This window comes from Antrihabitans spumae (genome assembly GCF_043944905.1).
In the GTDB taxonomy this organism is placed as follows: Bacteria; Actinomycetota; Actinomycetes; order Mycobacteriales; family Mycobacteriaceae; genus Antrihabitans; species Antrihabitans spumae.
The window spans coordinates 1-14,904 of record NZ_JBIMSN010000125.1; the positions used below are offsets into that span (position 1 = coordinate 1).

Below are 14,904 nucleotides of genomic sequence, written 5' to 3' on the forward strand. Positions count from 1 at the left end.
CGCCGCCGGATTCGACCAAGCTGGCCCAGATGAAAGCGTTGCTGGCCACCCCCGACGGGCACCGCGCCTACACTCGACGCGGCGCAGTGGTCGAACCGGTCAACGGTCACCTCAAAGATCGACGTCGGCTACGCCAATTTTCCCGCCGGGGCCTGGCAGCAGCGAAAGGTGAACTTCACCTCGCTGCTGCCGTCACCAACCTCGCCCGACTGTTCACCATGACCGCAGTGACCGCCTGAGATCAGCCGGGAAACGCCGACCCATCTCGCCGAATCGGCAGATACCTTCACCGAACGACGACACCGACTCTCAGCAGCCCTCAGAAGCCGCAATCAATTCGGCAACAGCCTCTGGGCCCTCCGGAAAGACTCACGAGGCGCGCAGCGCCCCGCACGGTAGGTTGCAAGCATGGATGCTGCGACAGTCGGGCAATACGCCAAACCACTGGACACCGTGCATACGCTGTCGTACTTCTCGCCCCTCGTGGCGGAAAGCCTCGTAGACGCAGGCCTCGAAGCAGGTCGAATGTGCTACTTCGCCAGTCGGTCGGCTGCGATGGGTGAGGTCACTGCTCCCGTTGTCGCCGCGTCGTTCTACAACTTCAATCCTGTATTGATCGCCGAGTCGATTCCCCGCGCGTGGGCACTCTGTTCGCCAGAGGAGATCGTTGCCGCGCGGGTCCGCGGTGTCGACGCAGCCATGCGTGCTGTCCTCGGTGACCGACTCGTCGAATCGTCGAACGTCGCCGAGGCGGCGGATCTCGCAGCCACAGCGGCACTTTCGGCGGCGCCGGACGGCCGACCCCTTTTTGCCGCGCACGCTGGGCTGACGTGGCCCGAAGAACCGCATTTGCGCCTGTGGCACGCGTTGACGCTGCTTCGTGAATACCGTGGCGACGGACATACCGGTGCTTTGATGACGGTCGGGCTGTCGGGGCTCGAGGCGCTGATAACGCACACGGCGACCGAGCGCGGCTTCGTCGCCGACATGGCGATGGCGCTACGAGGGTGGTCGCAAGAGCAGTGGGACGGCGCGGCTGCAGGCTTGCGTGATCGGGACCTGCTCGACGGCGCCGGCGTTCTGACCGAACTCGGCACCGAGGTGCGCCAAGCCGTCGAGGAGCTGACGGACGACTTGGCGCTGGCACCGTGGGAAGCATTGGGAGACGACGGATTCGAGCGTCTGGGGTCGATCTGCCACGAGTTGCACACCACGATCATGGCGTCGGGGGTCTTCCCGCGCAGCGCATTCGGAGCATCGTGGGCGAACGAGGTCTGGCCGGACTAGGTAGCTAGTTCCGGCGTCGAGCAGGCACTTGTCGTGGTGTCCACTCGCGATTAGTTCAGGTAAGTGCCTGCTCGGCGAGTTGGCCGGCAGCGAAGCGCTCGACGTACTCGTCGGGTTGCCCGAACAGTTGCGAACTGCCATGCGCGCGTTTGAAATACAGCTGCGCATCGTGTTCCCAGGTGATCGCGATACCGCCGTGCAACTGAATCGCTTCGGCTGCAACGTGGCTGAACGCCTCCGAGCAGTACACCTTGGCGACCGCGCAGTCGGCCGGATCCAGCGATGCCGAAGCGGCATCGGCTGCCGACCGCGCGGTTTCGACAAGCGCGTACATGTCGGCCATTCGATGCTTCAGCGCCTGGAAACTGCCGATCGGTCTGCCGAATTGCACCCGCGACTTGGTGTAGTCGACGGTCAGTTCGAGGCATCCTTGCGCGGCGCCGACCTGCTCGGCGGCAAGTGCCGCACACGCGATGTCTCGAACACGCGCCAGTGTCCGGTCGGCGTCTGCGGCTGCGATGGGTCTGGCGTCGACCTCGGAGAACTCCACAACCGTGAGTGGTCGCGTCGGGTCCATGCCGGGTGAGGTGCGTCGGACGACGCCGTCCTGTCCCGGATCTACCTCGAACAGCGTTACGCCCTGCGACGCGCGTGCGGCGACAATCAAGACGTCGGCGCTCTTGCCGTCGAGCACGTAATGGGCTGTGCCACTGAGGGTGCCATCGCTCTCGACGAGCGGACCCGGTGTCGACCAACCGGATGCGTCTGCCCAGCAGAAGGCGGCGATCGTGGTGCCTTCTGCAATCCCGGGCAGCAGTCGTGCGCACGCGTCGGCGTCCTTCGACTCCAGCAGGACGTGCGCTGCCAGCACGGCTGATCCGAGCATCGGCGACGGCACGAGCGCTCGTCCGAGTTCGGTGAGCACGAGGTTCGCTTCGACGAGGCCCGCTCCGATTCCGCCGTACTCCTCCGGCACGGCCAATGCCGCGACTCCGATCTGGTTGCACAACAATGCCCACAGCTTTTCGTCGTAGCCGCGTTCGCTCGAGGCGGCCGCTCGCACCGCAGTCGGGCCTGCATGTTTGGCGACGACCGCGCGGACGGTCGCTGCCAGCGTGAGCTGCTCGTCGGTCGGCGGGCTCATGACACGGTCCGCAAGGAATCGGCTACGCGTTGACGGTGTATCGCTGGGGTGCCCCACGCGACGAGCAGAGCGCGGATCTTGGTGAGCCACAGGGAAAGGTCGTATTCGGCGGTGTACCCGATTGCGCCGTGCGTTTGCAACGACTTTCGCGCTGCGCGATAGGCGGCGTCTCCACACGCGACCTTTGCGGCTGAGATGTCGCGCGATGCAGTCGGTTCGTTGTTCGCGACGGCGACCGCAGCGCCGTAGAGCAGTGGCTTCGCCATTTCGAGGCTCACCATCGCGTCGGCCAGATGATGCTTGATCGCTTGGAATTCGCCGATGGGTCGGCCGAATTGAACTCTGCCCTTGGCGTATTCGGTCGCCATGTCGAGCGTGGCATAACCCGCGCCGAGCAACTGAGCAGCGCACGCCAGCGCTGCTCGGTCGAAAGCTGCTGCTGTTGCCTGCGTTACGTCGGCACCCGTTGCGATCGACTCAGCCGGGTCGACCTCGTAGAGCCGCCGTGCTGCATCGACCGACCTCGCGCTCGACGCTGTGTTGCCGTAATGCACCGCCGACCCTTCGATGTGCAGCACGACGTCGCAGACGTCGGCATCGAGGGCGCGCGGTGTCGACGGGTGCAGAACGAGTGAGCCGAGTGCATCGCCATCCGCAAGACGAGGTAGCCACAACTCAGCACTTGCATTGTCCTGCAGAGCTTCCAGCAGCGCAGGTATAGCCGCAGCCGATTCGACCAACGGACCGGGTACGCCGGCGCGGCCTACTTCGACGAAGGCTGTCACCAGGTCGACAGGGTGATCGCCCAACCCGCCGAACTCTTCGGCGATGCCGAGCCCGAACACGCCCGTGTCTGCCAATCGGCGCAGCAACTTGCGGCCCTGATCGTGTTCGCCCGCGCCCCAGGATCGGATCACGTCGGGCGTCTTCGCGCTGGCGAGGAGGTCTCGCAGGCTCGCTGCGAAATCCTGCTGCTCGGTGGAAAGGGCGAATCTCATCGGCTCGCTTTCGGAAGTCCAAGTAGTCGCTCGGCGACTATGTTGCGTTGAATCTCGTTGGTGCCCGCGTAGATCGGACCCGACAGTGAAAACAGGTAGCCGTCCTGCCACGAACCCGCGAGTTCGGCATCGGGTCCGAGAAGATCGAGCGCGGTCTCGTGCAGGGCCACGTCGAACTCGGACCAGAAGATCTTGTTGATGGACGACTCGGCGCCGAGCGAGCCACCGTCGCTGAGCCGGGTAACGGTGCCGAACGTGTGCAGGCGGTATGCCTGTGCACCTATCCACGCGTCGACGACTCGATCACGTAACGCGGTGTCGGCAGGGTCGGCGTTCGAATTCCACAGTTCCACAAGGCGATCGGCGGCTGCATTGAATCGGCCCGGGCTACGAAGCGACAACCCCCGCTCGTTGCTCGACGTACTCATGGCCACCCGCCAGCCGTCGTGGACGGTCCCGATGACGTCGCTGTCGGGCACGAATACGTCGGCAAAGAAGATCTCCGCAAACCCTGGCTCCCCGTCGAGTTGCGGTATCGGGCGCACCGTAACGCCGTCGGCAGTCAGCGGAAACATGAAGTAGGTCAGACCTTTGTGACGCTGCGCAGCCGGGTCGGTGCGAAACAGGCCGAAGCCCCAGTCCGCGAAGCTGGCTCGCGAACTCCACGTCTTCTGCCCGTTCAGGATCCAGCCGCCATCGGTCTGCCGCGCGCTGGACCGGATGGAGGCCAGGTCGCTGCCTGCTTCGGGCTCCGACCATGCCTGCGCCCAGATGTCGTCGGCTCGGGCCATCCGAGGCATCAATCGAGCGAGCTGCTCGGGAGTACCGTGCTCGAAAAGGGTTGGTGCCAAGAGGAAAATACCGTTCTGGCTGACCCGTCCCGGTGCCTGTGCCGCGTAGTACTCCTCCTCGAACAACACCCACTCGAGCAGTGACGCATCGCGGCCACCCAACTCGCTCGGCCACGCGACGACGGACAGCCGCGCCGCCGCCAGTGTGTGTTCCCATTCGCGATGCGCCTCGAATCCGGCCTTGGTGTCCATCGATGCGAGCGGGGTGGCAGGGACATTGGCCGCAAGGAAATCGCGGACCTCTTCCCGAAACGTTGTCGCAGCCTCGTCGAGATCGAGATTCATTATTCGGCAGCCTTGTCTGTGGAGGCGTTATCCTTGGAGGCGTCATCCTTGGAAGCGCCGTCTTTGGAAGCACTGTCTTTCATCGACTTCGCGTTCATCCCGCCGAGCGAATCGGCGCCGACCTCGGCATTGTGAGCGTGCGCGAAGTGGTGCAGACCGAACACGGAATCCATACCGTTACGCATGCCCATCTGGTCTTCGCATTGATTGACAGCCTTTTTGGTCAGGGCCAACCCGAACTGCGGCATTGCCGAGATTCGCTCCGCGATGGCAAAGGTTTCCGTCTCCAGATCTTCGCGCGGCACAACACGATTGACCATGCCCCACTCGTAGGCGCGCTGTGCGGAAAAGCGGTCGCCGGTGAACAAGATCTCCTTCGCGGCTCGTGGTCCGAGCACCCACGGATGTGCGAAGTATTCGACACCCGGGATGCCCATTCGCACAACGGGATCGGAGAAGAACGCGTCGTCGGAGGCCACGATCAGGTCGCAGACCCAGGCGAGCATCAGTCCGCCGGCTATGCACGCGCCCTGGATCATCGCGATGGTCGGCTTCGGCAGTTCGCGCCAGCGCCGACACATGCCGAGATAGACCTCCATCTCTCTGGCGTAGCGCTGATCACCGCCTTCGCGGTCGACGTGGTCCCACCACATGACAGCCTTGTTGTCGTAGTGCACGTGATGGTCGCGCCCGGGCGTGCCGATGTCGTGTCCTGCGCTGAAGTGTTTTCCGTTGCCCGCCAACACGATCACCGAAACGTCGGCGTCATCGACCGCCCGCTGAAATGCAGCATCCAACGCATAGGTCATGACGGAGTTCTGCGCGTTCCGGTACTCGGGGCGGTTCAGCGTGACAACCGCGATCTTGCCGCGCTTGGCGTAGGTGACCGCTTCGTTCTCGGGATCTGTCACGACGACTCCTCGCGTAGTTGACGTTTGAGTACTTTGCCGCCCGCGTTGTGGGGAAGCGCATCGACGAATTCGACCACTTGTGGCACCTTGAAGTTCGCCAACTCTGTTCTCGCGAAGGCGATCACGTCTTCGGCGCTGACACTGCGGCCGGGTGCGGTGACAACGAACGCTTTGCCGACCTCGCCTAGGCGGTCGTCGGGAATGCCGATGACAGCAGTCTCCGCGACTCCGTCGATTCTGGCCAACGCCTGTTCGATCTCGGCGGGATAGACGTTGAAACCACCACTGATGTACATGTCTTTGAGGCGGTCGGTGATACGAAGATTGCCGCGATCGTCGAGCGACCCTATGTCGCCGGTGTGCAGCCAACCGTCGGAATCTATTGTCTTTGCTGTGTTTTCGGGATCGTCGAGATATCCGAGCATCACGTTCGGTCCGCGAAGCAGTACTTCGCCGGTGTCGGCGATGCGCAATTCGAAGTCGGCGATCGGGCGTCCGCAGGTGGTGGCAACAGTGACGGCGTCGTCGTCGGCGTTGCACATGGTGCCGAAGCCCGATGCCTCGGACAACCCGTAGGCCGTCAGCACGATGTCGATGTCGAGTTCGGCTTGCATACGTTCGATCATGACGACAGGAATCACCGCGGCGCCGGTGACTGCGAACCGCAGCGAGCTGAGATCGTAGGTGCCGCGAGCGGGGTGGTCGAGAATTGTTTGATAGATCGTCGGCGGACCGGGCAGCACGGTGATCTTCTGTTCGTCCACGTTGCGCATCGCCGCTTCCACATCGAAGACGAGTTGCGGTACGAGCGTCGCCCCCGTTTGTAGGCAGGCCAGGATGCCGGCCTTGTAACCGAAGTTGTGGAAGAACGGATTGATGACCAGGTAGCGGTCGGCGCTGCTCAGTTGGCCGCATTCCGCCCAGGCGCGCGATGTGGCCAGCGATTGTCTGTGTGCCGACATCGCGCCCTTACTGCGTCCTGTGGTGCCCGAGGTGAACATGATGTCGGCGAGGTCGTCGGGTGCGACAGCCAGCGCGCGTTCGTCGGCATCGTTGGGCGACACCGCACGAGCGAACAGTTCGAGGTCGGCCCACGTGAGATCACCGGATGCGGCATCGGTCTCGTCGTCGTCGACGGGTATCCGGATGACTGTCTCGATCGCCAGTTCGCCGGAAACCGAACGCAGGTCGGCGAGTCTGTCCTTGCCGAGGAACCTGCCCGCGACGAAGAGTGCTCGCGCCTGCGAACGTTGGATGATGTCGTGCGCTTCGGTCCCGGTGTAGCGCGTGTTGATCGGGACGACCGCAGCTCCCGCGTACTGCGCGGCAAGGGCGGCGACGATCCAGTGATGGGTGTTGGGTGCCCAGATCGCGATGCGATCCCCAGTGTCGATACCTCGCGCCATCAACGCGCGAGCAGTAGTTCTGACCTGTTGCAGCAGGTCGGAGTAGGTCCACCGCACGGTGCCGTCGACGATTGCGTCGTGGTCGCCGAAGGCGCGCGCGGCATGATGCAGCGCAGTCGGAGTGGTCTGCGGGGTCTCGGTTGTCCCAGAGACGGCGTCGTCTGTCACTCACATTCCTAACCGTTCGACAAAGCAAGTGCTTGGTAGGTTATCCTACCCGTGTGGGAGTGAGCCAGGGCAGGACCGACGACGACGAGTTGTTCGCGACGTCCATACGGACGTGGCTTGCCGAAAATCTGACGGGTGAGTTCGCGAAGCTACGCGGCCTCGGCGGTCCTGGTCGTGAACATGAAGGTTACGACGAACGGCTGGCCTGGGACAGGCATCTAGCGGCAGCCGGTTGGACGTGTCTCGGCTGGCCGACGGAGTACGGCGGACGCGCGGCGACGCTGGAACAGCAGGTGATCTTCCACGAGGAATACGCACGCGCCAACGCACCGGCGCGCGTCTCTCATATCGGCGAAGAACTGCTCGGCCCGACGCTGATTGCATTCGGCACCGAGGACCAGAAGCAGAGATTTCTGCCGGGCATAAAGAACGTAACCGAGCTGTGGTGCCAGGGTTACTCCGAACCCGGGGCCGGATCGGATCTGGCGTCGGTATCGACCGCGGCCCGTCTCGACGGCGACCGCTGGTCCATCAACGGTCAAAAGGTATGGACTTCTCTTGCACACGTCGCGGACTGGTGTTTCGTCGTCGCGCGCACCGAGCTGGGTTCGGTTCGGCACAAAGGACTTTCCTACCTTCTGGTCCCCATGAAGCAACCGGGCATCGCCGTACGCCCGATCATTCAGCTGACCGGCACATCGGAATTCAACGAGGTTTTCTTCGACGACGCGCACACCGACGCGGATCTGGTGGTCGGTGGTGTCGGCGAAGGTTGGCGAATTGCAATGGGCACCCTCACCTTCGAGCGTGGTGTATCGACGCTGGGTCAGCAGATCGGATTCGCACGCGAACTGGAAGGTATCGCCGAACTCGCGGAACGTAATGGGGCAGCGCAGAATCCGCTAATCCGCTCCAAGCTCTCCCGAGCGGCCATGGGATTGCGCGTCATGCGCGCGCATGCGCTGCGAACGATGGACTCCGCCGATTCGTCCGGCGGCGCAGCCTCGGTGGCAAAACTGTTCTGGGCCAACTGGCATCGAGGTCTCGGTGAGCTTGCGATGGAGGTGATGGGCGCGCAGTCGCTCGTCGCCGACGGAGCCGTCGAGAACGGTGGACTGCAGGAACTGCAACGGCTGTACCTCTTCACCAGAGCCGACACGATCTACGGCGGTTCGAACGAGATACAGCGCAACATCATCGCCGAGCGTGTGCTCGGCCTGCCGAGAGAGGCGCGACCGTGACCGACTCGTTGTCGATTGCACCGCAAGAGATTCCAGGCCACGGACTGCTCACCGGTCGAGCGGCGGTGGTGACCGCTGCGGCTGGAACAGGTATCGGGTCCGCGACTGCGCGCCGAATGCTGGCCGAGGGCGCTGACGTCGTTGTCTCCGATTGGCACGAAAGGCGTTTGGAGTCGATGCGTGCCGAATTGGCCGAGGCTCATCCGCAGCGGAGGGTCGGCGCGGTCGTGTGCGACGTGAGCTCGTCCGAACAGGTGACCGCATTGTTCGCGGCAGCGGCGGATCAGTTGGGGCGCATCGATATTGTCGTCAACAATGCCGGCCTCGGGGGAGAGGTTCCGGTCGTCGATATGACGGACGAGCAGTGGGACCGCGTCATCGACGTCACGTTGAACGGTACGTTCAGGTGTACGCGGGCAGCATTGAACTATTTTCGGCGCGCGGGGCACGGCGGCGTGATCGTCAACAACGCAAGTGTGCTCGGCTGGCGGGCGCAGCATGGTCAAGCGCACTACGCCGCGGCGAAGGCAGGTGTCATGGCGTTGACCCGCTGCAGTGCAATCGAGGCGGCGGAGTTCGGGGTCCGAATAAACGCGGTCGCGCCGAGCATCGCCAATCACGCATTTCTCGCCAAGGTGACGTCGGAGGAACTGTTGTCGCGACTTGCCGCGGGTGAAGCGTTCGGTCGCGCAGCGGAACCATGGGAGGTTGCGGCGACGATCGCGATGCTCGCGAGCGACTACACGACGTACCTGACGGGCGAGGTTGTCTCCGTCAGCAGCCAGCGAGCCTAGGGATGCACAGAAATGCCTAGCAAGCGTTTGGTAACTAAAGTTCCAGATATGACGTCGTCACTTGGATTCAACGATCAGACGAAGGCAACGGGACGCCGAGACGAGTTGCTCGAGCTTGCTGCCAGGCTTTTTGCCGAACGGGGCATGCGCGCGACGACCGTCCGCGACATCGCAGATGCAGCAGGCATCCTGTCCGGCAGCCTCTATCACCACTTCGACTCGAAGGAGTCGATGGTCGACGAAATTCTCAGCGGATTTCTCGATGCACTGTTCGCCCGCTACCGCGAGATCGTCGACGCCGGGCTCGGGCCGCGCGACACCTTGGAGGCCCTGGTTGTCGCGTCCTTCGAAGCGATCGACGCGTCGCACTCGGCTGTCGCGATCTACCAGGACGAGGCGAAGCGGCTGCGCACCGTCGAGCGGTTCGCCTACATCAACGACCGCAACGTCGAGTTCCGAGCGCTCTGGATCGGGGTGCTCCGAGCGGGCGCCAAGGACGGCAGCTTTCGCCCGGACATCGATGTCGAACTCGTCTATCGATTCCTACGCGACACCGTCTGGGTCGCCGTGCGGTGGTACCGCCCAGGGGGATCCTTCACCGCCGAGACCATTGCCAAACAGTATCTTGCCGTCGTACTCGACGGCCTCGCCAAACCCTGACTGCAACAACAAGATCCGAGGAGCTCGTCATGCCCGACGCCTACATCGTCGATGCCGTCCGCACAGCAGTAGGGAAACGTGGCGGCGCGCTCTCCACCGTTCACCCAGCCGATCTCGGCGCGACGGTGATTCGAGCGATCATCGAACGTAACGGCATCGATGCTGCGAAGGTCGACGACGTCGTCTTCGGCTGTGTCGATGCGATCGGTCCGCAGGCTGGAAACATCGCTCGCACAGCGTGGTTGGCTGCGGGTCTGCCCGAGGAGGTGCCAGGCGTCACCGTCGATCGCCAATGTGGATCGAGCCAGCAGGCGATTCACTTTGCGGCGCAGGCGATCATGAGCGGTACCGCCGACCTCGTTGTCGCCGGCGGTGTACAGAACATGAGTCAGATCCCGATTGCAGCAGCGATGTTGGTCGGGCAGCAGTACGGGTTCCAAACTCCGACTGCTGGGTCGAAAGGGTGGGAGGCCCGCTACGGCGACCAGGAGGTATCGCAGTTTCGTGGCGCGGAGATGATCGCGGGGAAGTGGGATATCAGCCGAGAAGACATGGAGCGCTGGGCATTACGTAGCCATCAGCGTGCCCGCGCGGCCATCGACGGCGGTCGTTTCGACAAGCAGATCGTCCCGGTCGGTGATTACACGACCGACGAAGGTCCACGCGAGACGAGCCTGGAAAAGATGGCGTCGCTCAAGCCGTTGAGTCCTGAAGGCCGACTGACTGCCGCTGTCGCGAGCCAGATTTCCGATGGTGCCAGTGCAACGTTGCTGGCGTCGGAACGCGCTCTCGCCGAACATGATCTGGTCCCACGCGCTCGCATTCATCATCTCAGTGCCCGCGGCGCCGATCCGATATTTATGCTCAGCGCCCCGATCCCGGCTACCGAGTACGCGCTCGCCAAGTCAGGCCTGTCGATCGACGACATGGATGTCATAGAGATCAACGAAGCGTTCGCGCCTGTCGTGCTCGCCTGGCTTAAGGAGACGGGTGCAGATCCGGAACGCGTCAACGTCAACGGTGGAGCAATAGCGCTCGGGCACCCGCTCGGCGCGACGGGAGCGAAGCTGTTCGCGAGCCTGCTCGCCGAGTTGGAGCGGACCGGCGGCCGCTACGGGCTGCTGACGATCTGCGAAGGTGGCGGAACAGCGAACGCGACGATCATCGAGCGTCTCGACCGCTGAGTTTCGTTCAGCGTTCGTTAAGAGGCCGCACAGCGCCACCGGCGAAGCTTCTCTCAACAGCTACACCACACCGAGAGAAGGCAACCAGCACATGATCACCATCCGCACGTTCGCCCGCACCGCCATCGTCGCCGCCGTCATCGGCACCACCGCGGTATCGACAGCGGCGCTGTCGAATGCAGCACCGAAGGCGCCGTGGGGACCGGCGCAGGCTATCGCCGACGCGTTCCCCGAGCTGCTCCCCACCTCGCCGTCGGCCACCGGATACCACGGTGCGTCGTGCGAGACGAACACCTCACCGGGTGAGGAATCCGGTGCCACGGTCGGCATCGAGTGCAAGGACACCGACGCCGTCGAGTTCGCGATCTACGGCTTCCCGACGGCGTCCGGAGTCGACACCGCGCTCGCGACGCTCGAGGTGTCGGAGCCGCAGCCGGGCCAGCTCGACGATGGCTCGGACTACACGCTCTACTCGCTCGAAGACAGCCCCGAAGGTGCCGTCGTGTTCCTCACCTTAGAGGCGAAGAATCTGCAGAAGTACCTGCTGGTCGTCGGCAAGGAAGGTGCGACGGTCGACGAACTCGGCGAGACCTGGGGCCACGACGCCCCGATCGGCACCGACCGGGCATAGGGCCTTCGGCCTCGTGCGTCCTTTCGGAGGTCCCAACCTCCTTGGGTTCACGCGGTCGACGCAACATCGCTGATCATTGAGGGGTGTTGACGAAGATGCTTGGTGTTGGACGGTGGCCGTGGATCGAGAGTGCGGTTCGGTATCGATTCTGGGATTTGCGGGGTTCGGGGGTGTCGGTTCCCGACGCTGCCAGTTCCGTCGGTGTCGGTGTCACGACCGCGCAGAAGTGGGTGCGAGAGCACGGCGGTGTGCGTCCACGGCAACCGAGCCCACCCTCGGGACGTTATCTCAGCGTCGCAGAGCGTGAAGTGATCTATGAGATGCGGGTCGCCGGTGCGACGATGCGGGCCATCGCTGCGGTGTTGGGCCGGGCACCGTCGACGGTCAGTCGCGAGCTCAAACGCAACAGTGACTACCTGGCGAAGTATCGTCCGCATGCTGCGGAGCGGGCAGCGCGGCTGCGGGCTCGCCGCCCTAAGCCGGCCAAACTGGCCGTCAACGCTGCACTGCGCGAACAGGTGCAGAAACTGTTGACAGACAAGTTGTCCCCGGAGCAGATATCGGCCACTCTGAAGCGGACCTATCCGGACTGCTCGGAGATGCACGTGTCCTACGAAACGATCTACCAGTCGCTGTATGTGCAGGCCAGAGGCGGCCTCAAACGTGAACTGGTGCAGCATCTTCGGACCGGGCGCGCGCTGCGCAAGGTGCAGCGCCGCGGCGATGAGCGGCGCGGGCGGATTCCGGACATGGTCAACATTTCCCAGCGGCCGGCCGAGGTTGCTGGACGTGCGGTGCCCGGGCATTGGGAGGGTGACCTGGTGCGCCACGAGGCGCTGTGTAACCGAGTGGAGGTGAGAGACCGACACCGTTGGGCTGTCGCAGCAGCCTAGCGAAGCTGGGGGTAGCCCGATCCGGGAGACGCCGGTGAGGGTGGCAAGCAGCCCCGACAACGACGGGACGGGCCAGCACTACCGGATGGTCCGGGTCCGGCAAGCAAGAGGAGAAGGTGTACGCGAGGAACCAGTGTTCTAACGCCTCTCAAGTCTCCCGCCAGCTCTAAACCCGGTGGATTCGGGCTGGTCTGCGATGCGCACCAACGCCTTTCGAGGTGTTGGGAACTCCGGGCTCGGTTTAGGTCGCCGGTTCCGGAGGCCACGGTGAAGGCCTGCGGCGTAGCCGTGGCGATATCGCAGGGGCATAGCTGGGCACCTCACTCCTCGATCGGTTCGCAGTGAACGTGGGAACCGCCGTGTGGCTCCCGAGCCGTCGTTTCCATCCTGGGCGACGGGGTCGGGTTGATGCGTCGTCTGTCGATGGCCGCGCGGTGGGGCGGAGGGGCCGTAGTAGTCCGAGCGGGGGAAAGCCCCGCACATGGCGAAGGGCCCCAGCGGAATTGATGCAGCAGGCAAGTCACGAACGGAGGCACTGGTGAATACTGGTGAGCTGTCGTGGCCCGATCCCGATCGGGCGGCACGGCGGGTACGACAGATGCAACGCAAGCTGCACCACTGGGCGGTCGAAGATTCCGACCGCCGCTTCGATGATGTGTTCAATCTCGTCCACCACCCGGATTTCCTCACCGTGGCGTGGGAAAGGGTGCAGGGGAACAAGGGTGCTCGTTCGGCCGGGGTTGACCGGCTGGCTCCGTCGTCCATTGTCGGCGACGCCGAGGTCGTGGCGTTTCTGAGTCAAGTTCGGGAGCAGGTGAAGTCTCGGACGTTTGCTCCACTTCCGGTGCGGGAGAGACTCATTCCCAAACCGGGCAGCAGCAAGCTCAGGCGACTCGGCATCCCAACGGCGATGGATCGTGTGGTTCAGGCATCGTTGTTGTTGGTCTTGGAGCCGATCTTCGAGGCGGATTTCGAACCGGTCAGTTACGGTTTCCGTCCTCGGCGGCGTGCCCAGGACGCGATCGCCGAGATCCACGCCCTCGGGACCCGCAATTACCTGTGGGTTTTCGAGGCCGACATCGCGGCGTGTTTCGACGAACTGGCCCATTCCGCGGTACTGGAACGGGTCCGCACTCGGATCGTCGACAAACGTGTCCTGGCCCTGGTCAAGGCGTTTCTGAAGGCGGGCATCATGTCCTCCGAGGGCGCGGTCAGGATCTCCGACACCGGAACACCCCAAGGCGGCATACTTTCACCGCTGCTGGCCAACATCGCTCTGACGGTGTTGGACGCGCATTTCTGCGCGAAATGGGACGCGCACACGAGTCCCTATCAGCGCGAGGCGCACCGCAAACGGGGCGGGGCCACCTATCGGATCGTCCGCTACGCGGACGATTTCGTCATCATGGTGGCCGGAACCCAAACACATGCGGATGCGCTCTGGGACGAAGTCGCGCAGGTGATCGCCCCGCTGGGGCTGCGCCTGTCGGCGGAGAAGTCCCGAGTGTGCCATCTGGACGAGGGGTTCGACTTCCTCGGGTTTCGCATCCAGCGACGCCGAAAGAAGGGAACCAGCAAGATGAGTGTCTACACCTATCCGTCGAAGAAGGCGTTGCTTTCGATCATGGCGAAGGTGCGGGCGCTCACCAAGAAGGCGCGTCATCACGGCTTGGCTGATCTGCTCGGACGCCTCAACCCGGTGCTTCGAGGATGGTGTGCGTATTTTCGTCACGGTGTGTCGAAAGCGACGTTCGGGTATCTCGATTTCTTCACCTGGCATCGGGTCACCCAATGGTTGCTCAAGCGGCACAAGCGAATCACGTGGGCGGAGCTGTATCGGCGGTTCTTGACCGGGAGGCCAGGTAACCGTCCGGCAGCGGCAGGGATTGTCATGTTCGACACCACTACCGTGGCGATCACTCGGTATCGGTGGCGGGCAAGCAACATCCCCACACCGTGGACCAGCATCGCGGGAACGCCAATACCCGCATAACAGTGGCAGTCCGTGGAGCGCCGGATGCGATGAGAGTCGCACGTCCGGTGCGGAGGGCGGGCCGGGGAAACGGACCCGGAGTAATCCGGGAACCGCGCCCCGGTCCGACCCCTACATCATCGGCAAGAACAACGGGTCCGCGATCGGGATGCTAGTGGAACGCACGACGCGGTTCGTCATGCTGTTGCCGTTGCAGGACGGGTTCGACGCGATCACAGTGCGTGATGCGATGATCGCCGCCGTCGCAGAGCTGCCTGCGGCGTTGAAGAAGTCCGTGACCTGGGATCAGGGACGGGAAATGTCGCGTCACGCCGAGATCACAATGGCCACAGCGATGCAGGTGTACTTCTGCGATCCGCACAGCCCGTGGCAGCGGGGCACCAACGAAAACACCAACGGATGTTGCCCGTCGTTGAGGATGCAGACGATGTCGTCACAGTCGATGTTGATGCTGCTGA

General features: G+C 63.6%; 14 protein-coding genes and 2 pseudogenes. 10 read left to right on the top strand and 6 right to left on the bottom strand.

The genetic code is table 11. The features are described from left to right. Both ACHIRB_RS25255 and ACHIRB_RS25260 read left to right on the top strand, forming a co-directional pair. Positions 1-239, top strand: a 239-nt coding sequence (locus ACHIRB_RS25255) for a transposase (protein WP_395127790.1), incomplete at its 5' end; no start/stop codon positions are given. A gap of 169 nt (positions 240-408) precedes the next feature. Continuing rightward, a complete protein-coding gene (locus ACHIRB_RS25260; protein WP_395112316.1) occupies positions 409-1,287 on the top strand; it encodes an SCO6745 family protein in 879 nt (292 codons plus the stop codon). A 55-nt stretch (positions 1,288-1,342) separates the two neighbouring features. On the opposite strand, the gene ACHIRB_RS25265 is transcribed toward ACHIRB_RS25260, so the two are convergent. Genes ACHIRB_RS25265 through ACHIRB_RS25285 form a run of 5 tightly spaced genes read right to left on the bottom strand, consistent with a single transcriptional unit; the run spans position 1,343 to position 7,050 of the window. Continuing rightward, a complete protein-coding gene (locus ACHIRB_RS25265) occupies positions 1,343-2,431 on the bottom strand; it encodes an acyl-CoA dehydrogenase family protein (RefSeq protein WP_395126451.1) in 1,089 nt (362 codons plus the stop codon). Further along, entirely contained in the window at positions 2,428-3,429 is a 1,002-nt protein-coding gene (locus ACHIRB_RS25270) for an acyl-CoA dehydrogenase family protein (protein ID WP_395126449.1), read from the bottom strand. Before ACHIRB_RS25270 ends, ACHIRB_RS25265 begins: the two co-directional genes overlap by 4 nt. Continuing rightward, positions 3,426-4,565, bottom strand: coding sequence for an acyl-CoA dehydrogenase family protein (locus tag ACHIRB_RS25275; RefSeq protein ID WP_395126448.1), 1,140 nt, complete (start codon positions 4,563-4,565; stop codon positions 3,426-3,428). The genes ACHIRB_RS25270 and ACHIRB_RS25275 overlap by 4 nt, the downstream gene beginning before the upstream one ends. Continuing rightward, positions 4,565-5,476, bottom strand: a complete 912-nt coding sequence (locus ACHIRB_RS25280) for an enoyl-CoA hydratase (protein ID WP_395126447.1) — start codon at positions 5,474-5,476, stop codon at positions 4,565-4,567. Before ACHIRB_RS25280 ends, ACHIRB_RS25275 begins: the two co-directional genes overlap by 1 nt. Continuing rightward, entirely contained in the window at positions 5,473-7,050 is a 1,578-nt protein-coding gene (locus tag ACHIRB_RS25285) for a FadD3 family acyl-CoA ligase (protein ID WP_395126446.1), read from the bottom strand. Before ACHIRB_RS25285 ends, ACHIRB_RS25280 begins: the two co-directional genes overlap by 4 nt. A 53-nt stretch (positions 7,051-7,103) precedes the next feature. Between ACHIRB_RS25285 and ACHIRB_RS25290 the strand changes: the two genes are divergently transcribed. From ACHIRB_RS25290 to ltrA, 7 genes are all read left to right on the top strand, one after another. After that, positions 7,104-8,291 (top strand): acyl-CoA dehydrogenase family protein, encoded by a 1,188-nt coding sequence (locus tag ACHIRB_RS25290; protein ID WP_395126444.1) that lies wholly within the window; start codon positions 7,104-7,106, stop codon positions 8,289-8,291. Next, the gene (locus ACHIRB_RS25295) at positions 8,288-9,085 is read left to right on the top strand and encodes an SDR family oxidoreductase (protein WP_395126442.1); all 798 of its coding nucleotides are present in this window, start codon (positions 8,288-8,290) and stop codon (positions 9,083-9,085) included. The genes ACHIRB_RS25290 and ACHIRB_RS25295 overlap by 4 nt, the downstream gene beginning before the upstream one ends. Positions 9,086-9,133: 48 nt before the next feature. Further along, positions 9,134-9,745 carry a TetR/AcrR family transcriptional regulator gene (locus tag ACHIRB_RS25300; protein ID WP_395112326.1) on the top strand — a complete coding sequence of 204 codons (612 nt, stop codon included), beginning with the start codon at positions 9,134-9,136 and terminating at the stop codon, positions 9,743-9,745. Between the two features lie 29 nt (positions 9,746-9,774). Further along, entirely contained in the window at positions 9,775-10,929 is a 1,155-nt protein-coding gene (locus ACHIRB_RS25305; RefSeq protein WP_395126440.1) for an acetyl-CoA C-acetyltransferase, read from the top strand. Positions 10,930-11,020: 91 nt separating this feature from the next. Then, the gene (locus ACHIRB_RS25310; protein WP_395126439.1) at positions 11,021-11,560 is read left to right on the top strand and encodes a hypothetical protein; all 540 of its coding nucleotides are present in this window, start codon (positions 11,021-11,023) and stop codon (positions 11,558-11,560) included. Between the two features lie 83 nt (positions 11,561-11,643). Next, positions 11,644-12,453 carry an IS30 family transposase gene (locus tag ACHIRB_RS25315; RefSeq protein WP_395126437.1) on the top strand — a complete coding sequence of 270 codons (810 nt, stop codon included), beginning with the start codon at positions 11,644-11,646 and terminating at the stop codon, positions 12,451-12,453. Positions 12,454-12,991: 538 nt separating this feature from the next. Continuing rightward, the gene (ltrA, locus tag ACHIRB_RS25320; RefSeq protein WP_395113845.1) at positions 12,992-14,446 is read left to right on the top strand and encodes a group II intron reverse transcriptase/maturase; all 1,455 of its coding nucleotides are present in this window, start codon (positions 12,992-12,994) and stop codon (positions 14,444-14,446) included. Between the two features lie 6 nt (positions 14,447-14,452). On the opposite strand, the pseudogene ACHIRB_RS25325 reads toward ltrA, so the two are convergent. Beyond that, positions 14,453-14,557: pseudogene (locus ACHIRB_RS25325) on the bottom strand (hypothetical protein); the annotation flags it as partial. A gap of 4 nt (positions 14,558-14,561) precedes the next feature. On the opposite strand from ACHIRB_RS25325, the pseudogene ACHIRB_RS25330 reads away from it, so the two are divergent. Beyond that, positions 14,562-14,904, top strand: a pseudogene (locus tag ACHIRB_RS25330) (IS30 family transposase); the annotation flags it as partial.